Source organism: Sphingomonas sp. 2R-10 (genome assembly GCF_030062225.1).
Classification (GTDB): domain Bacteria; phylum Pseudomonadota; class Alphaproteobacteria; order Sphingomonadales; family Sphingomonadaceae; genus Sphingomonas.
Map to the genome: position 1 here is coordinate 72,832 of NZ_JASCXF010000012.1, position 24,235 is coordinate 97,066.

16 protein-coding genes are annotated in these 24,235 nt (G+C 69.4%); all 16 read left to right on the plus strand.

Annotated features, from left to right (window positions below; all coding sequences use genetic code 11):
• Positions 1-21 precede the first annotated feature (21 nt).
• Complete coding sequence (tssC, locus tag QLH51_RS07500) at positions 22-1,509, plus strand: type VI secretion system contractile sheath large subunit (protein WP_125655728.1); 1,488 nt, start codon at positions 22-24, stop codon at positions 1,507-1,509.
• Positions 1,510-1,558: 49 nt separating this feature from the next.
• Positions 1,559-2,053: an Hcp family type VI secretion system effector gene (locus tag QLH51_RS07505; protein ID WP_125655726.1), complete on the plus strand. Its 495-nt coding sequence runs from the start codon at positions 1,559-1,561 to the stop codon at positions 2,051-2,053.
• Positions 2,054-2,056: 3 nt separating this feature from the next.
• Positions 2,057-2,848 carry a type VI secretion system accessory protein TagJ gene (locus QLH51_RS07510; RefSeq protein ID WP_125655724.1) on the plus strand — a complete coding sequence of 264 codons (792 nt, stop codon included), beginning with the start codon at positions 2,057-2,059 and terminating at the stop codon, positions 2,846-2,848.
• A 4-nt stretch (positions 2,849-2,852) separates the two neighbouring features.
• Entirely contained in the window at positions 2,853-3,386 is a 534-nt protein-coding gene (gene tssE / locus QLH51_RS07515) for a type VI secretion system baseplate subunit TssE (protein WP_125655722.1), read from the plus strand.
• Positions 3,387-3,390: 4 nt separating this feature from the next.
• Positions 3,391-5,268, plus strand: coding sequence for a type VI secretion system baseplate subunit TssF (gene tssF / locus QLH51_RS07520; RefSeq protein WP_125655720.1), 1,878 nt, complete (start codon positions 3,391-3,393; stop codon positions 5,266-5,268).
• A complete protein-coding gene (gene tssG, locus QLH51_RS07525; protein WP_125655718.1) occupies positions 5,232-6,266 on the plus strand; it encodes a type VI secretion system baseplate subunit TssG in 1,035 nt (344 codons plus the stop codon). The genes tssF and tssG overlap by 37 nt, the downstream gene beginning before the upstream one ends.
• 416 nt (positions 6,267-6,682) lie before the next feature.
• On the plus strand, positions 6,683-7,651 hold the full coding sequence (locus QLH51_RS07530; protein ID WP_164516089.1) for an N-acetylmuramidase domain-containing protein: 969 nt from the start codon (positions 6,683-6,685) through the stop codon (positions 7,649-7,651).
• Positions 7,652-7,687: 36 nt separating this feature from the next.
• Positions 7,688-10,336, plus strand: coding sequence for a type VI secretion system ATPase TssH (tssH, locus tag QLH51_RS07535; protein WP_125655715.1), 2,649 nt, complete (start codon positions 7,688-7,690; stop codon positions 10,334-10,336).
• 26 nt (positions 10,337-10,362) lie between these two features.
• Positions 10,363-10,854: a tlde1 domain-containing protein gene (locus QLH51_RS07540; RefSeq protein ID WP_125655714.1), complete on the plus strand. Its 492-nt coding sequence runs from the start codon at positions 10,363-10,365 to the stop codon at positions 10,852-10,854.
• Positions 10,854-11,087, plus strand: coding sequence for a hypothetical protein (locus QLH51_RS07545; protein WP_125655713.1), 234 nt, complete (start codon positions 10,854-10,856; stop codon positions 11,085-11,087). Before QLH51_RS07540 ends, QLH51_RS07545 begins: the two co-directional genes overlap by 1 nt.
• 64 nt (positions 11,088-11,151) lie before the next feature.
• Positions 11,152-12,060: an NlpC/P60 family protein gene (locus QLH51_RS07550; RefSeq protein ID WP_283514459.1), complete on the plus strand. Its 909-nt coding sequence runs from the start codon at positions 11,152-11,154 to the stop codon at positions 12,058-12,060.
• A gap of 20 nt (positions 12,061-12,080) precedes the next feature.
• Entirely contained in the window at positions 12,081-12,581 is a 501-nt protein-coding gene (locus QLH51_RS07555; protein WP_283514460.1) for a hypothetical protein, read from the plus strand.
• 69 nt (positions 12,582-12,650) lie between these two features.
• The gene (locus QLH51_RS07560) at positions 12,651-14,381 is read left to right on the plus strand and encodes a ShlB/FhaC/HecB family hemolysin secretion/activation protein (RefSeq protein WP_164516088.1); all 1,731 of its coding nucleotides are present in this window, start codon (positions 12,651-12,653) and stop codon (positions 14,379-14,381) included.
• Between the two features lie 9 nt (positions 14,382-14,390).
• Positions 14,391-20,771, plus strand: a complete 6,381-nt coding sequence (locus QLH51_RS07565) for a filamentous hemagglutinin N-terminal domain-containing protein (protein WP_125655709.1) — start codon at positions 14,391-14,393, stop codon at positions 20,769-20,771.
• Complete coding sequence (locus QLH51_RS07570) at positions 20,768-23,890, plus strand: CHAT domain-containing protein (protein WP_125655708.1); 3,123 nt, start codon at positions 20,768-20,770, stop codon at positions 23,888-23,890. Before QLH51_RS07565 ends, QLH51_RS07570 begins: the two co-directional genes overlap by 4 nt.
• Before the next feature lie 2 nt (positions 23,891-23,892).
• The coding region (locus tag QLH51_RS07575; RefSeq protein WP_283514461.1) for a hypothetical protein at positions 23,893-24,235 on the plus strand (343 nt) is incomplete at its 3' end.

Consider the following 24,235-nt stretch of genomic DNA (forward strand, 5'->3'; position numbering starts at 1 on the left):
CGTAGCGAACAGGAGCGGACCATGGCCCAGGAAGCCTTCAGCCAGATCAACGACACGGCGCCCGCAACCTCCAGCGAGGTGAGCGATTTCCAGGCGCTGTTGCAGAAAGAGTTCAAGCCCGCGACCGACGAACGCCGGTCGCGCATCGAACAGGCGGTGCAGACGCTCGCCGAACAGGCGCTGACCAATGCGCAGATCGTCGGCGGCGACGTGTTCGCGACGGTCGACGCGATGCGTGCGGCGATCGACCGCAAGCTGACCGAACAGATCAACCAGATCATCCATCATCCCGAATTCCAGGCGATGGAATCGGCGTGGCGGGGGCTCAACTACCTCGTCATGAACACTTCGACCGGCAAAGACATGAAAATCCGCGTGATGAACATGTCGAAGGAAGAGGCGCGGCGGATGTTCCGCCAGTATCGCGACGCGGCGTGGGACCAGAGCCCGCTGTTCAAGAAGATCTACGAGAACGAGTTCGGGCAGCTCGGCGGCCAGCCCTATGGCGCGTTCGTCTGCGACTACAGCTTCGATCACAGCGCCCCCGATCTGGAGGTCATGCGCGGGCTGTCGCGGATCGGCGCGGCGAGCCATGCGCCGTTCATCGCGGCGGCGGCGCCGTCGCTGCTGGGCATGGACAGCTGGACCGAGCTGTCGAACCCGCGCGATCTGGGCAAGCTGTTCGATGCGACCGATTACGGCGCATGGCGTTCGTTCCGCGCGTCGGAGGACAGCCGCTATCTGGCGCTGACCCTGCCGCGGTTCCTGGGCCGGCCGCTGTACGGCGCCAAGACCGAACCGGTCGAGGAGTTCGATTTCGAGGAGGATGCCGGCGGCGCGCACGACCATCACCTGTGGCTGAACGCAGCCTATGCGATGGGCACGCGCATCACCGAGGCGTTCAACACCTATGGCTGGACCACGCGAATCCGCGGCGTGGAATCGGGCGGCACCGTCGAGGAACTGCCGACCGCGGCGTTCCCGACCGACGAGGGCGGCATCGACTACAAATGCCCGACCGAGATCGCCATTTCCGACCGGCGCGAGGCGGAACTGTCCGCCGCCGGGCTGATGGCGCTGGTCCACCGCAAGAATACCGACCAGGCGACGTTCATCGGCGCGCAGACCGTCCACCGGCCCGCCACTTATGACAAGAAGGAGGCGACCGCCAACGCAAACCTGTCGGCTCGTCTGCCCTATATCTTCGCCAGCTGCCGCTTTGCGCATTATCTGAAGTGCATGGTGCGCGACTGGGTCGGAGGATCGCGTGAGGCCGACCAGCTTCAGCGCGATCTCAACAATTGGGTCCTCCAATATGTCGACGGTTCGCCGACGACGTCGAACGAGGAAACCAAGGCGCGCCTGCCATTGAAGCAGGCCAAGATCGAGGTGATCCCAGACGAGGAGAACCCGGGGTACTACAAGGGGAAGTTCATGTTCGTGCCGCATTACCAGCTCGAAGGGATGGATGTGGCGCTGAGCATGGTTTCACGCTTGCCCAAGGCCTGACGGGACATTTTTCGTCGAGGCTTTCACGATTTGTAACGGGAGTAAGTCAATGGCAGTCGATCTGTTTCTGAAAATTGACGGTGTTCAGGGTGAATCTTCGAAGAAGAACCACCAGGGCGAAATCGATATCATCTCGTTCGATTTCGGCGCCGTGCAGCATGGTTCGTTCCACAGCGGCGGTGCCGGCGGTGGCGCGGGCAAGGCCGAAATCTCCGACATCCGTATCCAGAAGGAAGTCGACAAGTCGTCGCCGCTGCTGTTCAAGCACTGCGCGTCGGGCAAGCACATCAAGGAAGCGATCATCTATTCGCAGAAGGCCGGCGACGGTAACAACGCGCTGACCTATTACAAGATCAGGCTGGAGGACATCATCGTGTCCGACATCCACAACAACGGTGCTTCGGGCGGTGACGCGATCATGGAATCGGTCACGTTCAACTGCGCGAAGGTGACGTTCGACTATCAGGCGCAGAACGCGCAGGGTGGCAAGGACGGCGGTGTCGTCACCGCCTATTACGACATCCGCCAGAACGAGGCGGGCTAAGCGATGGCAGCGGTCGTCAGCACTGGTTCCAAGGCCGACGACCTGCTGCGGGCGGGCGACTTCGACGGGGCGCGCCGCGCTCTGGTCGAAGTCGTCAAGTCCGACCCCGGTCACGTTCCCACCCGGCTGTTCCTGTTTCAGCTGATGGCGGTGCAGGGCGACTGGGCCAAGGCCAGGACCCATCTGGCCGCGCTGGCGCAGCTGTCGCCGGAGGCGCAGATGCTGGCGGTCGTCTATGGACAGGCGATCGATGCGGAAGCGACGCGGGCCGCGGTGATGGACGGACGCGAGCGCGCCGTCATTCATGGCGGATCGGATTGGGCGGACGGCGTTGCCGGGGCTTTGCAACTGGCGGCGACCGGTGCGACCGGCCAGGCCGACGACGTTCGCGCGGCGGCATTCGATGCGGCGCCCGATACGCCGGGCACGATCGACGGTGTCGCGGTCGACTGGATCGCCGATGCCGATCCGCGCTTCGGCCCGGTGATCGAGGCGATCATCGGCGGGCGTTATGGATTGCTGCCGTTCGATGCCGTGGCGAAGATCAAGGCGGAGGGCCCGAGGGATCTGCGCGATATCGTCTGGTATCCGGTCGAGTTGACGCTGAACGCCGGCCCGCGGGTCGCGGCGTTGCTGCCGACGCGCTATCCCGACCTGTCGGACGATCCGGCGGAGCTTGCCGCGCGGGCGACCGGGTGGCGCGACGACGGGCATGGTGTCGGCCAGCGGCTGTGGACCGCGTCGGACGGTGAGGATCGCGGATTGCTCTCGATCCGCACGATCGAGATCGGCTGACCCGGTGGCGGTCCGGCAGCGGCTGACGCCGACGCTCTACGACAAGCTGGTGGCGGACCTCGATATCTCGGGGATGCGCGACAATGACGATGCCGCGCCTGCCGTCGCGCGGGAGAAATTCCGCTATTATTCGGTGCCCAGGCTGGAGCGGTTCAATGAATCCGCGCTGCGGGCGACGATCCGCCGCGATCTGGCGTGGCTGTTCAATACCACCAATCTGGAATCGCTGGTCGACCTCGAAGCCTATCCGCACGTGCGCGAGTCGGTGCTGAACTACGGTTTGAGCGACCTTGCCGGCCGGACGCTGGATCGGCGGGCGGTACTGGCGCGGGCGCGCGAGATCCGGCGGGCGATCCGGCTGTTCGAACCACGGCTGTCGCGCGAAGGGCTGTCGGTCGATCCGGTCGAGGACCCGGGCGATCCCCATGCGCTGACCTATCTGATCCAGGGCGACATCACCGCGGCGGCGCAGACCATGCCGGTCAAGTTCCGCACCGAGGTGGAGGCCGAAACCGCGTCGGTCAACGTGCGCGAATGACGGCATGACCACCGGCATCGATCCGCGCCTGCTGCGCTATTACAACGACGAACTCGCCTATCTGCGCGAGGAGGCACGCGCGTTCGGAACCGAGCATGAGGCGGTGGCCGGACGGCTGGGGCTGAAGACCCCGACCGATCCCGACCCCTATGTCGAACGGCTGCTGGAGGGGGTCGCGTATCTGGGCGCGCGGGTGCAGCTGAAGATCGCGGACCAGTATCCCGAATTCACCCACCACCTGCTCCATGCCGTCCAGCCGCATTACCTCGCGCCAACGCCGTCGATGTGCATCGCGGGCTTCGCGCCGAAGGACGGCGACCCGATCCTGACCAAGGGCTATGTCGTGCCGCGCGGCACGCCGCTGGTGGCGACGGCGACCGAACAGAACGGCGTGTCGGTGGAGTTCCGCACCGGCCACGACGTGACGCTGTGGCCGCTGAAGATCACGCAGGCCGAATATCTGCCCAGCCGCGCCGCGGTCGCGCCGTTCGCCACCGCCGCCGACGTACGCGCCGAAGCGGGTTTGCGGCTGCGGTTCGAGACCACGGGCGGCGCGGCGCTGCCGCAGGTGCTGCCCGAGGCGCTGCCGATCTATCTCGCAGGATCGGAAGCGGTGCCGGCCGAACTGTACCGGCAGATCGTGGGCGAGACGGTGGCGACGATCGCGCGGTCAGCCGATGCGGCGGCGGGACCGGAGGGATGGATGCGCCTGCCTGCGCCGGGGCAGGTGGGGTTCGACGACGATCAGGCGCTGTTGCCGCCCGAACTCCGCTCGTTTCGCGGCTATCGGTTGCTGACCGAATATTTCGCCTGTCCCGAACGGTTCCTGTTCGTCGACCTGAAGGGGCTGGGCCGCGCGTTCCGCGTCAGCCCGACGGCGTGCGACGTGGTGCTGCTGTTCTCGCGATCGGCGCAGATCCTGCACAATGCGCTCGACCCATCGAACTTCCGCCTGTTCGCGACGCCGGCGATCAATCTGTTCGAAAAGCAGCTGGGGCGCGTGCGCGTGTCGCGGTTCGAGCATGAGCATCACGTCGTCCCCGACCGCGCACGGCCGCTGGATTACGAGGTGTTCCGCATCCTCGACGTGCAGGCCTATGCCGCCAACAACGTCGACGCACGCACCGTTGCCCCGCTCTATGCGCCCGGCGCGCTGCTGTACGACTGGAACGAGGCGCTGTTCTATACCACGCAGCTGCGGCCGCGCCGGCTGTCGACGCGCGAACGGCGGTTGCGGCGGCGCGGGGAATATACCGGCACCGAGACGTGGATCGCGCTGACTTCGCCCGGTGACGCCGCGCGGCTGGACGGGGTGGACGAGCTGGCGGTGCGGGCGCTGGTCACCAATCGCGAACTGCCCGAGTTGCTGACTTTTCGCGGCGAGCATCACTTCACGGTGTCGGGCGTACCGGCGCGGACCGTCAGCGTGCTGCGTGCGCCGACGAAGCCGCAGACGCCGATGGGGCTGGGCGACGCCGCGTGGCGGCTGATCGGTCACCTGACGCCCAACTACACCACGCTGGCGCCGCAGGACGGTAACGATCCGGGGGTGCTGCGCGATCATCTGGCGCTGTACGGGCGGCAGGACGATGCGACGTCGCGGCGACAGGTCGATGGCGTCATGGCGATCCGTTCCGAACGCATCGCCCGGCGGGTGCCGGGCATGGACCGCATGTCGATCGCGCGCGGGCATCGCATCCACCTGACGCTGGACGACGCCGCGTTCGACAAGGGACGGATGTTCCTGTTCTCGGCGGTGCTCGAACGCTTCCTCGCCGAATTCAGCAGCATCAACAGCTTCACCGAAACCTGGGTCGCAAGCGCCAACGAAGGGGAGTTTCAGCGATGGCCGCTGAGGATCGGTCGGCGTCCGACCATCTGACCTTCCTCGCCGCCGCGGCGGCCGATACCAAGCGCTTCGGCCTGTTCCCGATCATCCGAGGGGCCGAAGCACGGGCACGTCATCTGCCCCGGGTCGGTCGCGCGCGACGCCCGTCGCAGAGCGTCGCCGACCTGACGCAGGTGCCTTCGCTCGCGTTTCCCGATTCGACGCTGGCGGAGGTCGAGGTTCGCGGCGGGCGGGCGCGGGTAGGCGGATACTGGCTGGGGCTGACCGGGCCGATGGGGCCGTTGCCGCAGCACATGACCGAGTTCGCGACGTTCGAGCGGCGCTATGCCCGCTCGCGACCGTTCGGTCGCTGGCTCGACCTGCTGGCCGGGCGGATGCTGCAGTTCTTCTTTCGCGCGTGGAGCGATTCACAGCCGGCGGCGCAGGCCGATCGGCCGGAGGACGACCGTTTCGCGGTCGGGCTGGCGCGGCTGAGCGGTGCAGGGGACGGTGTGCCACCCGACGCGGCGTTTCCGGCGGCGGGGCGGGTCCATTACGCGGCGCTGTTCGCTGGCCGGCGCAGCGCGGGCGCCATCGAGGACGCGCTGACGCATCTGCTGGGACAGGCCGTGCGGATCGAGGAATATCAGCCGCGCTGGCGCGATATCGATGACGACGACCGCACCCGGCTGGGGCGGCAGTTCGCGCGGTTGGGCGACGAGGTGATGCTGGGCGCGCGCGCGAAGGTGGTGAACGATGCGTTCCGGGTCGTGATCCGCGCGCGGTCGGCGGCGGACTATGCCGCGCTGCTGCCGGCCGGCAGCCGCTTCGCGGTGCTGTCGGAGGCGCTCGACGCCTTTGCCCCCAGCCATCTCGAATGGGACGTAGCGCTGGAGATCGATGCGGCGAATGCGACGCCGGCCCGGCTGGACGGCGCGACGCGGCTGGGGTGGAGTGGCTGGCTGGGCGCGGGCGGGGCTGGCATCCGCCGCGACGCCCATCTGCGGCGACGAGAGGATGTTGCAGTGGCTAGGACGGAGATCGAAGTATGATGATCGCTTCTCCGGTCGGTCCATCGCGACCAAACCGCACGGCTGATGTTCGTGCCGTGCAAATGTTGTCGAGCGGGGCACGGTCGCAGATACCGGGGCAACGGGAATTGCAGATCGACGGGAAGTTCGGCCCGGAAACGGCAGCCGCGATCTGCCGGTATCGGGCGAACGTGCTGCGGTTCGGACGGCCTGATGGCGTCGTCGGTCCCGGCGGGCCGACGTTGCGCGGTTGTGGGCGGCAAGTCGGGCGTCCCATCGCGACGGGCAGGCGGTCGCCGAGCCCGGCGGTGTCCGGCCGTGCCGCAGGCATAGGCGCAGCGCCAAGGTCCCAGAGCGCGCCCGTTGCGGCCCCGGCCGCCAACACGGCGGGTAGCGGCGGTAGCGTCGGGCGTCTGAACGAAGCGAAGTTTGCACAGATGGCGGCGGCGCCCGACTGCGAAGTCGCCCCGATCAGGGCGGTCGTCGCGACGGAGGCGGTGCGTGGCGCCTTTGACGGACAGGGGCGGCCGACGATCCTGTTAGAACTGCACAAATTCTACCTGCAAACCAATGGCCGCTTCGCGACGTCCGATCCCGACATCTGCAACGCCGGGCGTGGCGGATATGGCAAATTCCCGGCGCAATACCCCAAGCTCGAACCGGCAATGAAGCTGGACCGGGCGGCCGCGTTGAAGTCGGCCAGCCGGGGCGCGTTCCAGATCCTGGGGGAAAACCACGTCGCGGCGGTTGATCGCCGCGATGCCCGGTTGCGGTCGGCGGTGCTGTTCGCCGCGCTGCTGGTCGGAGCTTGCGGTGCGGCGCCAGAAGTAGCGGAGGCGAACGTCGCGGCGCCGTCGAGCAAAACGGTCGCCACGGCGCCCGCGCCGGTTGCCGAGCCGAGCGCAGCACCGGTAACGGGCGAAGTCAAGCTGGCCGGACCGGCGGCAAATCCAGCGGTCGTCGCGGTCGAGGCGGAGGCCAAGCGGCAGGGGCTTGCCAACGTGGCGGTCACCACGGCCCAGTCGTTTCAGGTCAGCGAGGCGGGGCGTGCGATCGCCACACTGGTCACTGGCAAGGGTACGATGCCCGATGCGCCCTATGCGGGCTGCTTCGTCGCGATCGTCCGGAATGCCGCCGTCCAGCTGATCCCGACGATCGGCCATGGCGAGTATGAGGCGGAGACGTGCGGCGGGCCGTCGTCGGTGGGACTGCTGTCGTCGCGGGACCCGATCCGTTTCGGCATCGTGTTCGACGCATCGTCGCCCAATACGGAGGCGCAGGAGCCGATCGTCGTCAACTGGAACCGCGCGACCAACGCCCTGGGCATCGACAAAGCGCGATCGACCGCAGCCTCCGAGGCCGGCGCGACCACGATCGCCGAGATGCGACGCACGGTCCGCCCGTAGCCGCCATTTGCCCAACCACGCCCGACAAGGATCCGCATGACCGACATCAGCCGTACCGCCCTGTTCGGGCGCCTTGACCCCAGCGCGTTGCAGGCGATCGAGTCCGCCACCGGCTTTGCAAGGATGCGGGGCAATCCCTATGTCGAGCTGGTCCACTGGCTGCATCTGCTGGTGCAGGATTCGACGGGGGACATTGCCGCGATCCGGACTGCGTTCGGGATCGACGACGCCGTGCTGGCGCGCGATATCGTCGGGGCGCTCGACATCCTGCCGCGCGGAGCCTCCGCCATTTCGGACTTCGCGCCGCAGGTGGAGGAAGCGATCGAGAAGGGCTGGCTCTATGCGTCGCTCCAGTTCGGCGCGGGCAAAGTGCGCACCGGGCACCTGCTGTACGGGATGCTCAAGACGCCGACGCTGCGTAACGCGCTGTTCGCGACCAGCAGCGAATGGCGCAAGGTCGCGGTCGACCGGTTGGGCGCGGAGTTCGACGCGATCGTGAAGCCGTCGGTCGAGACGACGACGACCGATACCCCCGCCCCGGGCGCTCCGGCGGCGAGTGGTCCGGCACCGGCGGGCGAGGCGCTGGCGCGCTATTCCACCGACCTGACCGCCAGGGCGCGCGCCGGCGAGATCGACGCGGTGGTCGGGCGCGATGCGGAGATCCGGCAGCTGGTCGACGTGCTGCTGCGGCGGCGGCAGAACAATCCGATCCTGATCGGCGAGGCCGGGGTCGGCAAGACCGCGGTGGTCGAGGGGTTTGCGCGCCGCATCGCCGATGGCGACGTGCCGCCTGCGTTGAAAGGCGTGACGCTGCGCGCACTCGACGTCACGCTGATGCAGGCGGGCGCAGGAGTGAAGGGCGAGTTCGAGAAGCGGTTGCGCCAGGTCATCGACGAGGTCGAGGGGGCGGCCAGCCCGGTGATCCTGTTCATCGACGAGGCGCATACGCTGGTGGGTGCCGGCGGACAGGCGGGGACGGGCGATGCCGCCAACCTGCTGAAACCCGCGCTGGCGCGCGGGCGGCTGCGCACGATCGCCGCGACGACCTATGCCGAATATCGCCAGTATTTCGAAAAGGACCCGGCGCTGACCCGCCGGTTCCAGCCGGTCGACGTCGCCGAGCCGGAAACGGGCGTGGCGATCGACATGCTGCGATCGGTCGTCGGGGCGATGGAGACGCATCACGGCGTCGTCGTGCTGGACGAGGCGGTGACCGCGGCGGTGACCCTGTCGCAGCGTTACGTGCCCGCGCGGCAATTGCCCGACAAGGCGGTGAGCCTGCTCGACACCGCCGCCGCGCGCGTCGCGGTGTCGCAGCACGCGACCCCGGCGGCGGTCGAGGACCGGCGGCGGCGGCTGGAACTGCTGGAGGCCGAGCGCGGGGTCGTGGAGCGCGAGACGCAACAGCGCTATCGCCGAGACGACCGGCTGGCCGAACTCGACGACGCGATCGGCGATGCGCGCGCCGCGGTCGAGGCTGTCGAGGCCAAGTGGACCGCCGAACGCGACACGCTGGACGCCGTGCGGACCGCACGCGATGGCGAGGATGGCGCGGCGCTCGACGCGGCGCTGGCGGCGGCACGCGATGCGGCGGGCGACAACCCGATGGTGTTCGGCGTGGTCGATGGCGACGCGATCGCGGCGGTGGTCGGCGACTGGACCGGCATCCCAGTCGGGCGGATGGTCAAGGACGAGATCGAGAGCGTGCTGACGATCGGGGACGCGCTGAAGGCGCGGGTGATCGGGCAGGGCCATGCGATGGACGCGATCGCCAAGCGCATCCAGACCAGCCGCGCGAAGCTCGACAACCCGGCCAAGCCGGTCGGCGTGTTCATGCTGTGCGGCCCGTCGGGCGTGGGCAAGACCGAGACCGCGCACGCCCTGTCGGAATTGCTGTTCTCCGGCGACGATTCGATGATCGTCATCAACATGAGCGAGTTTCAGGAGGCGCATACCGTCTCGACGCTGAAGGGAGCGCCGGCGGGCTATGTCGGATACGGGCAGGGCGGGGTGCTGACCGAGGCGGTGCGGCGGCGGCCGTACAGCGTCGTGCTGCTCGACGAGGTCGAAAAGGCGCACCCGGACGTCCACGAGATGTTCTTCCAGGTGTTCGACAAGGGGTTCATGAACGATGCCGAGGGGCGGCACATCGATTTCCGCAACACGGTGATCCTGCTAACCTCGAACGTCGGTACCGATCTGATCGCGACGCTGACCGAGGATGACGAAACCGCGCCCGCGCCCGATGCGCTGGCGACGGCGCTGCGCCCGGAACTGCTGAAGGTGTTTCCGCCCGCGCTCCTCGGGCGGTTGTCGGTGCTGCCCTATTACCCGCTCAGCCGCGACATGCTGTCGGGGATCGTCCGCCTGCATCTGGGGCGGATCGAACGCCGCATCCGCGACAATCACGGCATCGCGCTGACCATCGATCCGGCGGTGATCGATCATATCGTCGATCGCTGCACCGAAGCGGCATCGGGTGGGCGGATGATCGACGCGATCCTGACCAACTCGATGCTGCCCGACATGTCGGTCGCGCTGCTCGAGCGGCGGATGCGCGGTGAAGAGGTGCGGACGATCGGCGTGGCCGTCGCGGGCGATGCGCTGACCTATCGGTTCGACGGTGCCGCCGATGCGGCGGACGGCCCGATCGAAACATTGCAGACGGTTGCGACGGCGAGCTAAGCTGGACCAGATCGAGAGGAGCGTGCATGCCTCAAGACCGATATGCCCATGAGCGTGGCGATCCGGCGGTGCCGCAGTGCGGCCGTTCGGCGGTCCAGATCGTGTTCGACGGCCGTACGCTGGTGCTGCGCGGCGGGAAGGAGCAGCAGAGCTGGCCGGCGGTATCGGGACGACCCGATGGTCGCGGCAATTTCGATTATTCGCGCGAACGCCAGCGACTGGGCGGCGAAGGGCCGATCCCGGCGGGCGAATACTGGATCAATCCGACCGAACTCTGGGAGCGGTCGTGGTACCGGTTCGACCAGTCGGCGCCATGGGGCGACTATCGCATCACGCTGCACGTCATGCCCGCGACGGTGACGCATGGGCGCGGGGGTTTCTTCATCCATGGCGGATCGACGGCGGGCAGCGCTGGCTGCATCGACCTGACCCATGCGATGGGCGGGTTCGTCGATCGGCTGAAGGCGATGATCGGTCCGTCGCCCAATTGTTTCGTGCAGGTCACGGTGCGTTACTGATGCGTGCGCTGCGCTGGATATTGGCGGCGATCGTCATGGGGGGGGCGCTGTGGATCGGCGTCGACATGCTGACCGAGGCCTATGGCGCGGGGCCGCCCTATTACGGGCGCACGGCGAACATGGACAAATGGACCAGTCCGTGGGGGCTGCTGGCGATCGTCGCGGTAATGGCGACCGGTATGGTCGCGCTGTTGCTGCGGCCATGGCAGGGGCGGACCCACAAAAGACGGTAAACGATGCATCCATTGCGAAGGCGGAACGTTCAGCGTTGCGCCGATTAGAGGCGGAGACGGAATCGTGCGATTTGGAGAGATCGATCGAGGTGCCCGGGGCCAGCAGGTCCAGATGTTGCAACATCTGCTGAACACGACGGCACGGCCGCGACCCCCACTGGAACTGGACGGCGTCTTCGGCGCCGCCACCGAGCGTGCGGTGCGCACGTACCAGCAGGGTCGCGGGTTGCAAGTCGACGGGGTCGTCGGGGCGCGGACGTGGGAGAGCTTGGGCGTAGGCGGTTCGGCGCTGCCGCGCACGCCGTCTGTTGCTGCCACGCCATCGCGTTCGTCCGGCGGCACCCCGACCCGCGCGGTGACGGCGCCCTCGATCCGCAACCTGCCGATTGGTAATGCACCGCTGGGCCGGGGTATCGGCGGTACGACGACCGCGACCCGGCCGGCCGCCGCGCGAACCGCACCGGTCGTCGCCCGACCGGCGCCGCATCGCAGCGCGCAGCTCGAACCGCCGGGTTCGACGATCGGCGCGCCGTGGATGCGGGTGGCGCTGGCCGAAAAGGGCGTATCGGAGGTCGCCGGGCGGGCGCACAATCCGCGCATCGTCGAGTATCACGCCACCACGACGCTGGCGGCGAAGACCGACGAGGTCGCGTGGTGCGCTTCGTTCGTGAACTGGTGTCTCGAGCAGGCCGGCATCCGCGGCATCCGCAGCGCGCGTGCGGCCGATTGGGGCAAGTTCGGCACGGCGCTGTCCGAGCCACGCTATGGCTGTATCGTCCATATCTATCGTACGCCGCGCGGGGTCGACGGGGCGACGGGATCGTCGTCGGGCAATCACGTCGCATTCTTCGTCGGGCAGACGGCGACGCATATCCAGCTGCTGGGCGGGAACCAGGGGAACCAAGTGAAGGTCTCCAGCTACCCGCTCAAGCAATATACGGTGAAGGCCATGCGCTGGCCGGAGGGACGATGAGGAGTTCAGCGAAGATGACGATGTGTCTTGCCGCGACGCTGCTGCTGTCGGCCTGTGGCGGTGGAGAAGCGCCGGTCGAGGCGAATATTGCCGACGCCGCAGCGCCGGTGAAGGCGCCGGTCGCGCCGGCAATCGAGGCGACGGCGACGCCGGCCGCTCCGGCCCAGGAGCAGTCGTTGGACGCGTTCTGGACGAAGTTCCGAGCGGCGGCGCTGTCGAACGATGCTGCGGCGATTGCAGCGATGAGCGCGCCGGTGGTGATGCAACATGGCGATCTGGATGACAGTCCGAAGTTCCGCCTGGCCCCCGAGCAGGTAGCGCCGGTCGTCGCCAAGATACTCGACAAGAACGATGGCACCAGTCTGCAGGGCCGGACCCATCGGCAATTGCTGCAGGCTGCCACTTCTCCACCGAAGGACCGTAGCGCGACGCGAGACGATTATAGGGTCGGTGACCTCGAGTTCACCCGCGGGGCGAACGGGTGGCGTCTGACCGCGCTCTACTACGAGTCATACGAGTGACGCTTTTTCGACCATAGAATCGACCGGCGACACGGAATCATCCGGCGCTGGCAACAAGGGGGTAAGGGTTTGCGGAAGCGGGGTTCGGGACGTTGGAAGCTGCTGGCGGGGGTGGTCGCGCTGGCCGCGCCCGCTGCGGCATTGGCGCAGGTGGCACCGCTGCCCAGCCGACAGGAGGTGACGCCGCCCGCGCCGGACCCCGATCGGACATCCCGCGCGGAAGTGGACGCGCGCGGTGCGTTCGCTGTCGGTAACTGCCCGTTCGCAGATTCGCCGTTGCGCGTGTCGCTCGACCGCGTCGCCTTCAGTCGTGCGGACGGCGCCCCGTTGCAGCCCGAGATTGCCGAGGCGCTGGCGAAAGTCACCGCGCCGACCGGCGACCAGTCGATCGCAACCGTCTGCGAAATCCGCGACCGCGCCAACGCCGCGCTGCGTTCCGAAGGCTGGATCGCGTCGGTGCAGATCCCGGCGCAGGAAATTGCCAACGGCGTCCTGCGGCTGGAGGTGGTGACCGCACGGATCGTTGAGTTGCGTGTGCGGGGTGATGCCGGACGCTACGAACCGCTGCTGCGCCAGCGACTTGCGCGCATCCAGGCGATGGACCCGCTGAACGAACGTGAGGCGGAACGGCTGCTGCTGCTCGCCGGCGACGTTCCCGGGCTGGACGTGGCGCTATCGCTGCGTGCGTCGGGGGGCAAGCAGGGCGACGTGATCGGCGACCTGACGGTCAGTTCGCGACGGTTCGCGTTGTTCGCCAACGTCCAGAACTACAACTCGGCGTTGCTGGGGCGCGAGACGGTCTATGCGCGCGGCGAACTGTACGGGCTGACCGGGCTTGGCGACATCACCTATTTCGGCGCGTCGGCGGCAGTCGATTTCCCCGAACAGTTCATCGTGCAGGGCGGGCACATCTTCGAGGTAGACGGTGCCGGCACCAGCTTTGGCGCCCGCGCGACCTATGCGTGGTCGCGGCCCGACCTCGGCGCGCTCGACTTGCGGACCAACACGCTGATCGCCGGACTGGATGTGACGCGTTCGCTCGCGCGGTCGATCCGCTCCAATGCGCGGGTCCGCGGCGGGCTGGACTATATCGACCAGATATCGCGCGTCGGCGGTGGCGACGATGCGGTGACGCTGACCCGCGACAAGCTGCGCGTGCTGTACATCGGCCTCGACGGCGACCGGCAGTTCGTCGATGCCAATGGCAATGTCTGGCTGTCGCTTTCGGCGACGGGCGAACTGCGCAAGGGGCTCGGCATTCTCGACGCCAGCGAGCGCGGGTTCGGCAGCGGTACGCTGACCTCGCGGCTTGACGGCAATCCCGAAGCGCTGGTGTTCCGCAGCGCGATCGACGCGACGGTGCGGATGGGGCCGGTGTTCAGCATCGCGGCGCAGGGCCAGTTCCAATGGTCCGACGATCCGCTGCTCAACTACGAGGAGTTCGCGCTCGGCAGCCTGACCATCGGGCGCGGCTACGATCCCGGTTCGAACAGCGGGGACCATGCGGTCGGCGGCCGGTTCGAAGCGCGCGCCGATATCCCGCTATGGTCGCCGGTCGAGGCGCAGTTCTTCGGCTTCTACGATCATCTCTACCTGCGCAACCTCGATCGTACCGCGATCGAGGGGCCGCGTAACTTCAAGAGCGTGGGCGGCGGCGTTCGGCTGTCGCTGCCCGGTAGCGTCGTGCTCGACGTCGCTTATGCCAAGCCGCTCGACAAGGCGCTGTTGCTCGACGAACGTCGTCCGCCGGCACGTGTGCTCGTCTCGCTGACCGCGCAGTTGCGCGATCGCGCCCGATAGGAGACCCTGATGCCCGTCGCCGCCACCGCCCGCCGCCTTCGCGCCCTCCTTGCGATCACTACCGCGTGCGGCGCGCTCTTTCCGGCGATCGCCGTGGCGCAGAGCGCGCAGGTGCGGCTGCCGACCGAGAACGACGTGCGCGGCATCCGGACCGACGGGATCACTCCCGGTTTCCGCGACAGCAGCGACAAGTTGCAGGTCGACCTGCGCGGGCGGAACACGGTCATCAACTGGGACGGGTTCAATATCCCCGAAGGCAAGGAGATCGATTTCAAGGACGGGCGCCTCCTGGGCGTATTGCGGGGCGACATCGCGGTGCTCAACCGCGACGTGTCGACCCGGCCGTCGCAGCTGCTGGGCAAGCTCAGCAGCGATGCGAACGTCGCGGTGTGGGTGCATAACGCGAACGGCATCCTGGTAGGGTCGAAGGCGGCGTTCAACACCGGGTCGCTGGTGCTGACCACGCTGGATATCACGCCGGACGATTTCCTGAGCGCCGGCAACAGCTATCGTCTGCAGGGCGCGGCGGGCAGCCAGGCGGGGATCACCGTGCAGCAGGGCGCGAAGCTGCGCGTCGACGGCAGCACCCGCGGGCTGGTGATGGTGGCGCCGAAGATCGACGCCTATGGCGAGTTCGTCGCCAACGGACAGGATGTGGCGTTCGTGACCGCCAGCGACGTGACGCTTGACTATCGATCGGGCAGTCCGTTGTCGGTGACGCTGAACCGCGGCAGCGCGGTCGCCGGGACCAGCCAGTATGTTCGCGGCACGGTGGCAGGCAACAATGCCATCTTTGCGCTGGCGTCGCAGGACACGCTCACCGATTCACTGTTGCAGGTGTCGGCGGCGGTGACGACCGCTAGCGCCGGGTCGCGCGGGATCGTGCTGTCGGCGGGCAAGACTGCGACCCCGGTCGACGGCGTGACGGTCGCGGGCGATGCGACGACGACCGGCGGGCTCGCCCGTCTGCTGGTCGACGGGGCGCTGCGCACCGACAATATGGCAGCCGACGTGACGATGGGCGCCAGTGGCGCGGTCAACGTCGCAGGCGCGGTGCAGACCCGCGGCCAGATGACCGTCGCAGCGGGTGGCGTGCTGACCATGGCGGGAAATGTGACCGCGGGTGGCAACGTGCTGCTGTCGGGACGGGGCGTGGTACTGGGCGGGGTCGATTCGGTGACCCAGCGTACCGACGGGCAGTTCCGCGTCAGTTCGACCGATGGCGATATTACCGGTATCGGTGCCGTGACGTTGCGGTCGGGCGATACCGGCGACGACGGACTGTTGCTCGAAACGCTGGGTACGACGGGCGGCAATATCGTGCTCGGCAGCGACAGCCGGTTGATCGCCGGCGACGATCGCAGCGGCGGGCTGACGCTCAGGCGGCGGGATACCGCCAACACGATCGACATCGGCGCGGTCGAGGCGCGGACGCTGCTTGGTGCAGTGGGCACTGGCGCGGTCGTAACCGGCGACATCTATGTCCGGGAAGCGCTGTCGATCGGCGGCGCGAGCGTCGCGACCGGCGACCTGGCGTCCGGTCGGGCAATCGATGTCCGGGGCAGCGGGGCGGTGACGACCGGCGGTCTCGACAGCGGTGCGGGCATCGACGTCGTCGCGGGCGGGCTGCTGACCGTCGGTGGCGACGTTTTCGCCGGCGAGGGCGTCGCGCTGCGTGGCGGCTCGGTGGCGCTCGACGGCCGGGCGCTGCTCAGCGGCGGTGCGATCGACGTGACGGCGCTGAGCGGCGGGATCACCGGATCGCGCGCGCTGGCCATCGCGTCGGGCAGCAGCCGGCGTAGCGACGTCATCAAGTTGCAGGCGGCGGGCGCGCAGGGCATCGTGCTGGCCGATGGCAGCTCGATCACCGGTGGCACAAACCGCGTGCTGGACGTGCGGATATTCTCGGCGGGCGAGGCGCCGCTCAAGCTGGGCGACGTCACCGCCCGATCGCTGGGCACGGTCGCCGCGCTGGACGACGCGACGGCGGCGGAGGGCGCGTTCCGGTCGACGGGGTCGCTGACCTTCGGGCGGCTCGATCTGGTCGATGGCTTCACCGCGGAGAGTACCGGCGGCGATCTGACCGTCGGGCGGATCGCGGTGAGCGGCGCGTTGCAGGGGATCGACCTGCGTGCGGCGGGTACGCTGTCGGTGCAGAACGATATCGCGACCAGCGGCGCGGTCACGCTGGCGAGCGGATCGGCGCTGACGCTGGGCGTGATCGAGAGCCGCGACCGGGCCGTGACGCTGACCAGCGGCGGTGCGTTGCGCGCCGCGCGCGTGACGGCGGCAACCGGCGTTACCGCCAGCGGCAGCAGCGCGACGCTGGGCGAGGTACGCGGCGGCACCGGCGCGGTGCTGCTGAGCGCGACGGCCGGCGATCTGACGCTCGGCAGTGCTGCCGGGCGACGTGTGGCGCTGGACGCTGCGGCCGGCGGCGTCGGGGTGACGGGCACGCTGACGGCCGATGCCGGGGCGGTCGACGTGGCGGCGGCGCAGGCGATCTCGGTCGCGGGCGCGGTTCGCAGCACGGGCGGCAACGTGCGGATCGTGTCGAGCGGTGGTCCGATCGCGGTGACCGGCGGCCTCGCGTCGGACGGTGCGGCGACGTTGTCGGGAACGGCGATCACGCTGGGCGGAGCGCAGAGCGCGCGCGGTGCCTATAGCGCCAGCGCGACGGCCGGGGGCATTACGCGGAGCGGACCCGGTGTGTCGATCCGGTCCGACAGCGATGCGAGCGGCGGCGAGGGCGTCACGCTGAGCGCCGCCGGTGGTGCGATCGACCTGCTCGATACGCGGATCGATGCCGGTGGCACGGTGCGGCTGACCACCGATGGGCAGGGCATCGTCTTCGGCGCGGTACAGGCGGCCGGGCTCGTCGCGACGGGCGCGACTGCCGCCGGTGCGCCCATCCGGACCGGGGACCTGAACATCGCCGGTCCGGTGACCCTGCGGGCGGCGGGCGATGTGGCGACCGGAGTGATTACGACCGATGGCGCGGTGACGCTTGCGGGCAATGCGATCCGCTTCGGCGACGCGCGGGCGGCGAGCCTGTCGGCGATCGCGTCCGGCGGCGATGCGATCGGCGGCAATGTCGATACGACCGGTGCGGTCGACGTGCAGGCGGCCGCCGGTGCGCTGACACTGGGACGCGTCGTCACCACGCAAGGCGACGTCGCGCTGACCGCCCTGGGACCCGTGTTCGTGCAGGCGGTCAATGCCGGCGGCACGGCCTCGGTCGTGGGGACCGGCGCCGGCAACGACGTTTCGGTGGTCGAGGGCGTGGCGTCGAACGGCGCGGTTACGGTGCGATCGGGTCGCGATATCCGTACCCCCTTCGTCCGCAGCGCCACGGGCGCGCTGACGGTCGCTGCGCCGAACGGGCGGCTGGCCGGCTTCGCGGCGGGAACGGGTACCAACCTGTCGGCAGGTGCGGGACAGCCTTTCTCGCTGACCATCGGGACCGACGCGGTGCTCGGCGACGTGGTCGGCGGCAATATCTCTATCACCGCCACCGCGATTACCGCCAATCGCATCGACGGCGGAGCGTTGCCGGTCGCGTTGAACGCGACGGTCGGCGACCTGATCGTGACCGGGCCGGTGACGGGCAGCACGATTGCGCTGACCGCCGCGGGCCGCGCGCTGCTCGGATCGGTCGACGCCTCGGGCGCGGTCACGCTGGGCGGAGCGCGGGGCCTGTCGTTCGATCGGGTATCGGGCGCGTCGATTACCGCGACCGGCGGGACGATCGCGGGGAACGCCCTGACCTCGACCGGCGTTATTGCGCTGCGCGGTGCCGACGTGACGCTCGAACGGATCGACGGCGGGACGCTGGAGGCCGATGCTACCGGCATCCTCGCACTCGGTACGGTGGCGGCGACGGGTGCCGCGACGCTGAAGGGCGGCACGGGCCGTTTCGGCTCGGTCACGACCGGCGGCGCGCTGGACATCGCGACCGCGGGCGATCTGCGGTTCGATCGGTTGACCGGGCGCGGTGTCACCGCCGTCGTGCAGGACGGCGCGCTGGCGGGTGCGGCAGTCGTCGCGACGGGAGGCGCTGCACTGCGCGGCCAGTCGATCGACGTCGGTTCGGTCCAGAGCGGCGGCTCGCTGTCGGCCGCGGCGACGGCGGGTGGACTGCGCCTGGGAACGATCGCTGCGGGCGGCAATGCGACCCTGCAGGCAACGGGTGCGGCAACGCTCGCCACGGTCACGACGGGCGGGGCGTACCGCGTAACCGCGGGTTCGATCGCGCTGGACGGTGTCCAGCGGGCGGGCGGCGACGTGCGTCTGGTGGCCAATGCGGGAGGAATCACCGGCACGTCGGGACTGACCCTGGTGAGCGGTACGGCAGCGGGCGCCGCGACCGGTGACGTACCGATCGTGCTCGACGCGACCGGCGGAATCGATCTGTCGGGCGCGACGTTGCGGACGGGTGCCGGGTCGGCCGTGGCACTGGGCGCCGGGCGTGGACAGGCGATCCGGCTGGGCACGGTCGAAGCGGGATCGCTCGGCGGGTTCGACGGCACCGCGCCGACCGACCGGCTGACGCATGACGGCAGTGTCACGACCGGCGACCTGACGCTCGGTCGGCTGGCGGTTACGTTGACCAGCGGCGACCTGACGACCGGGCGGATCGCCATCAGCGGTCCGGTGTCGCTGATCGCGAACGCAGGATCGATCCGCGGCGGCGGCGATCTGACGGCGGCTTCGCTGGAGGCGCGTGCGGGTACCGGCCTGTCGTTCGGAACGGCGACGGTCGGGGGCGTAGCGACGCTGGAGGCGGGCGCGATCGATCTGCGTGCGCTGACCGCACAGGCGCTCACGATCCGGACAGCGGGCGTTCTGGGCGCCGCCGATGGCGGTGCGACCTCGCTCAGGACGACCGGCAGCGACCTGAACGTCGATGCCGGAACGGCGCGTCTGGGCAGCGTCGAGTCCGCCGGGGCGGCCACGTTGCGCGGTGGCGCGATCGAGGTGCGCGAGCGGCTTTCGGCGGCGCGGGCGCTGCTGGTAGAGGCGCGGTCCGCGCTGACCTTGCAGAATGTCGGTGCGGGCGGCGACCTGTCGCTCAAGTCCGACGCGGTTGTGAGCGCAGGCGAATTGTCGGCGGGTGGTGCCCTGTCGGTCGACGGCGCTGGCGTCACGCTGGGCGCGGCGCGGGCGGGTGGCGCCTTGAAGGTGACGAGCAGCGGGGCCCTCTCGCTGGCGTCGGGTAGCGGGAACGGCATCACGCTGGATGCCGCCGGACTGATCCGCGCGGGTGCGCTGACCGGCGGGCCGTCGGTGTCGATCCGTGGCGCGGATGCCGAACTGTCGGGTGCGATCCGGGCATCGAGCGTGCGCTTCGCGACCCGCGATCCCGGGACGACCGCGCTGCGCATCGGCGATGGTACGCAGGCCGACGGCTTCCGCCTGTCGGCGGGCGAGGTCGCGCAGGTCGCTGCCGACACGCTGTCGTTCGACAGCGGCGCGGGCACGATGGAGGTTGGCGGTTTGACGTTGGCACCGGGTGTCGGGCGGTTGGTCGAGATGTGGTCCACCGGGGACGTGCGGGTGACCGGGCAGGTCGCCGCAAGCGGGACCGGGCGCACCATCCGTATCGGCGGGGACGGTGCGAACGGCAATGCCGCGACGATCCACCTGATCGCGACGAGCGATGCGGGCGGGCGGTTGTTGCTGGGCGACAACGACCTCGACCTGCGGGGCAACCGGATCGCCGCGGGATTGGCGCCGGGGTTCCTCGACACGCTGGCGCCGGGTGACGCCGGACGGGCGCAGGCGCAGGCGCTGATCGGCAATCCGAACTCGCCACTATACAATGCGCAACTGGGCGGCGGCTTCTTCGCGCCCGACGCGACGACGATGATCGCCGCGCGGTCGTTGAGCGTTCGCTTCGGCGATTACGCGCTGTTCCAGAATACGGCGGTCCCCGGCCGGTCGTCCGGCGTCGTCGTGGGGTCGCTGACGACACCGGTGACGCCGGCGCTGCGCATCGCGACCTTCGGCAACCCCGCTGCCGCCAGCTTCGCTTTCTTCGGCGAAATCAACGGCATCACCGGGGCGGGGGCGGCGTTGCTGGGCAATCCGGTGATCGATATTCAACCTGCGCTGCTGCCCAACAGCCGGATCAACGGCTGTCTGGCGGGCTCCGGTGCCGGGTGCCTGACGACGATCGTCATCCAGCCGACGTTGCAGGTGTTCGACTGGGACAGCCAGGCGGTGTTCGGCATCCTGCAGGACGTGTCGCTGCCCTTCACCCCGATCATCGGCGGCAACAACGAGGCGCTGCTGAGCGGGCTGCCCGCGCTGGCGCCCGAGACGCCGGCCGATGCCGCCGCCCCCGCCCCGATCGTCGCGGCGCCGCCGCAACAGGAGCCCAAGCCTTGATCCGAAGCCGTATCGTCCCGTTGCTGTCGGGTGCCGCCGCCGCCGTTCTTGCCGGCTGCACCACCACGCCGCCCGCGCGGCTCGACAGTTTCAACCTGGGGAGCAACACGGCGGGTGAACGGTGCGCGGCGGCGCGCAACTGGAGCGATGCGGCGACGCCCGATCCGTTCTCGCGCGCCTATGTCATCACCTGTTCGAGCGTCGCCGCCAGCCGGCCGCTGGGCAGCGTCCGGATCGTGCCCGTCGAACCGGCGGCGATCGCGGCGGTCGATGCGCAGTTCGACTGCGCGGACCGGCGCGACGTGACAATCGCCGGCAACCCCGCCACCGCCGCCCGCTGTTTCGACAGGCAGACCGGGCTGGAATCGATCCGGCTGGATCTGACGCGCGGTACGCGGCGCTATGTCGCCGCCGGCGTTCCGGCGGTGTTGCCACAGGTCGAAGAGGCGCTGACCATCGCCGCCGGGCTGCGCCGGCCGGCCATCGCCGCGACCTATGTCGCGACCGCCAGCGTCGATGCCGCCACCCTGCCACAGCGCGCCGGAGCCCCTGCCGTGGATACCGCGTCGGTGCCCGAGGCAAGTGCCGGTGCGGCGCTGACGCAGGGGATCGCGCTCAACCACAAGGGGCTGCATGTCGAGGCGTCGCGCGTGCTGAACGACGCGCTGACCCGACTGACCCCGGATGCTCCGCCGGCATTGCAGGCGGAATTGCTGCTCGAAGCCGGCCTTGCGGATTCGAACATCCGGTTCCCCGACGCCGCCGGCCAGCATTTCGAGGCGGCCCGCGCGATCTTCGTCGCGGTGCCGGCCACGCGCACGCCGTTCCTGCTGCGCAAGCTCGAGACGTACCGCGCGCTCGACGCGATCAACCGCGGCGCGTTCAACGAGGCGCTGGCGACGCTCGACCGGACCGGCGGGATGCCGGGAGCGACCGCCCGTCCGCTGGAGGATGCGGCGACGCTGGTCGCGCTGAACCAGCCGGCGGCGGGGCAGCGCGGCATGCCGGCGCTGGCGGATACGGCGCAGCTGTCGCGGCTCGTGCTCGACGCGCAGTCGCATTATGCGCGCAGCATCGCCCTGCTGGGGCGGGGCGACCGTGCCGGTGCCCTGACCGAGATCGATGCCGCCGCCGCCATCTATCGCCCGCTCACCAACGAACGGCTCGACCAGACGCAGCTGTTCTGGCTGGGCGCGCGGATCGCGCGGCAGCAGGGGCGGTTGCGGGCGCAGGCGGGCGATTATCGCGCGGCGCTCGACCATTTCACCACCACGGTCGAACTGTTGCGGCGGGGATCGATCGCCAATGCCGGGACCGGCAGCGAGCCGGCGATCGCCGATGCCGAGCTGGAGCGGGCGGCGGTCTATGCCCGCGCCGGCGCGTCACGGACGGAAGCGCGAGCGGCATTCCGCGACGCGGTGGATTCGGTCATCGAGTCGGGCGGCACCGCCCCGAGCGGCGCGATCGGCATGGAGGATTATCTCGACCTGCTGGTCGCCGAGTCCGCGCAGCCCGCGGCCGATACCTACGACCTGTTCTTCCGCGCCGTACAGGCGACCGGCGAACCGGCGGTCGCGCGGCAGATCACCGAGCTGCGCAACGTCGTGACCGCCGATCCGGCAGTGGGCGCGGCGGTGCGCGAGCGTGCCGATCTGGAGCGCGAACTGACCCGGCTGCGCTATGCGCTGTCGAGCGGGGGGGAGGGCGCCCCGGGCAGCTCGACCGCCGAACTGAACCGTGCGCGCGAGACGGCGGAGAACCGCCTGCTGGCGGTCGATGCGCAGCTTGCGGCCGATCCGCGCTATCGCACGCTCGACGAAAGTCCGGCAACGCTGGCCGAGCTGCGCGCGGCGTTGCGGCCGGGAGAGGCGTTCCTGAAGCTGACGACGCTCAACCGCCGTGTCTATGGCATGGTCGTCACCGCCGACCGGACCTACCTGTATCAGGTGGCCGAAAGCGAGGCGGCGCGCGGTGCCGTGCTGCAACTGGCCGAGCAGCTTCGCGGATCGATCGATGGCGATCTGGCGCTGGGCAAGCTGGTGCCGTTCGACGAGGCGCGGGCCTATACCCTCTACCGTCTGGTCAGCGGTCCGGCCGCGCCGGTACTGGCGAGTGCGCGGGCGATCGTCGTCGATCCATCGGGGCCGCTCCAGCAGTTGCCGGTCGGCGTGCTGGTGACGCGGTACACGGCGGATACGGCAGCGACGCCCGATGTCCCCAAGCGCGATCCGTTCGACTTCTCGCGTACTGCCTTCCTCGCCGCCAATGCGTCGATTTCCACCGCCCTGTCGCCGCGATCGTTTCTGGTGTCGCGGGCGCTGCCGGCGTCACGGGCGCAACGGGCATTCCTTGGCTTCGGGCAGAACCAGCCGGGATCGCCGGTGCCGGCGCCCGGCGCGAACGGCGAGATCCGGGTGGGGTTCGGCTGCATGGTCGCCGCCGACCGTCTGGGGACGATCGCGCGGTCGCTCAAGCCGATCGACGGGCGGGAACTGAACATCGCCGCCGGGGCGCTGGGCGCGCGGGATGCGCAGTTCGTCACCGGGCAGGCGTTCAGTGATACCGGGGTCGAGGGACGCAGCGATCTCGACCAGTATGAGGTCGTGCATTTCGCGACCCATGGTATCGAGGAAGGGCTGTGGGGTTGTTCGAAGTCCCCGCCTGCGCTGGTCACGTCGTTCGGCCAGCCGGGGTCGGACGGGCTGCTCGACTTTTCCGAGATCGCCAGGCTGAAGTTCGACGCGAACCTCGTCGTGCTTTCGGCGTGCGACACGGCGGCGGGGGTGCGCGGCGAGGCGCTGCGCCGGGCGGTCGGGCAGGAGGAGCCGGGATCGACGCTGGAAGGGCTGGTCCGCGCGTTCCTGACCGCCAATGCCCGATCGGTCCTCGCCACCTACTGGCAGGTGTCGGCCGAGCAGGAGAGTACCGAGTTCATGCGCAGCTTCTATGGCGAGGCGCGCACGCACAGCATCGGCGAGGCGCTGCAACGCGCGCAGCGGACACTGATCGCACAACCGCAATATTCGCATCCCTTCTATTGGGGGCCGTATTTCCTGGTAGGCGACAGCGCGAAGTCGATGTTGAGCGGTGGGGCGGGCGCGCGGGTCGCGGCGCGCTGACCATGGCTGTGCGCCCGATTGCGCTGGCATGCGCCGGGTTGCTGGCGACCTGGGCGTGCCTGTGGGGCGTGGCGCCGTTTGCCGACCATATGGTGCGGGGCGCTTCGCCGGTGGTGGCGGAGGCGGGGTTCGGCGTCATCGTGTTCGGCGCGATCCTGCTGCTCGCGCTGGGACTGGGTCGCGTTGCCGGTCTGCCCAGGCGATTGCCCGACATGGCGGGCGTTGCGGGGTTCGGACGGGGTGCGGTCGTCGGGGCGGCGGCGCTGGTGCTGGCAATCGGTTACTGCGCGCTGGCCGGGACACTGGGGTGGGGGGGTGGCGAGGCGGCGCGGGCGGCATTGCCGC

What these genes read in the sequence shown, in the direction of transcription:
- QLH51_RS07540 (WP_125655714.1), top strand. Translation starts at nt 10,363, where the DNA reads ATGCCTCAAGACCGATATGCCCATGAGCGTGGCGATCCGGCGGTGCCG.
- tssF (WP_125655720.1), top strand. Translation starts at nt 3,391, where the DNA reads ATGACCACCGGCATCGATCCGCGCCTGCTGCGCTATTACAACGACGAA.
- QLH51_RS07555 (WP_283514460.1), top strand. Translation starts at nt 12,081, where the DNA reads ATGTGTCTTGCCGCGACGCTGCTGCTGTCGGCCTGTGGCGGTGGAGAA.
- QLH51_RS07530 (WP_164516089.1), top strand. Translation starts at nt 6,683, where the DNA reads ATGGCGGCGGCGCCCGACTGCGAAGTCGCCCCGATCAGGGCGGTCGTC.
- tssG (WP_125655718.1), top strand. Translation starts at nt 5,232, where the DNA reads ATGGCCGCTGAGGATCGGTCGGCGTCCGACCATCTGACCTTCCTCGCC.
- tssC (WP_125655728.1), top strand. Translation starts at nt 22, where the DNA reads ATGGCCCAGGAAGCCTTCAGCCAGATCAACGACACGGCGCCCGCAACC.
- QLH51_RS07505 (WP_125655726.1), top strand. Translation starts at nt 1,559, where the DNA reads ATGGCAGTCGATCTGTTTCTGAAAATTGACGGTGTTCAGGGTGAATCT.
- QLH51_RS07545 (WP_125655713.1), top strand. Translation starts at nt 10,854, where the DNA reads ATGCGTGCGCTGCGCTGGATATTGGCGGCGATCGTCATGGGGGGGGCG.
- QLH51_RS07565 (WP_125655709.1), top strand. Translation starts at nt 14,391, where the DNA reads ATGCCCGTCGCCGCCACCGCCCGCCGCCTTCGCGCCCTCCTTGCGATC.
- QLH51_RS07510 (WP_125655724.1), top strand. Translation starts at nt 2,057, where the DNA reads ATGGCAGCGGTCGTCAGCACTGGTTCCAAGGCCGACGACCTGCTGCGG.
- tssH (WP_125655715.1), top strand. Translation starts at nt 7,688, where the DNA reads ATGACCGACATCAGCCGTACCGCCCTGTTCGGGCGCCTTGACCCCAGC.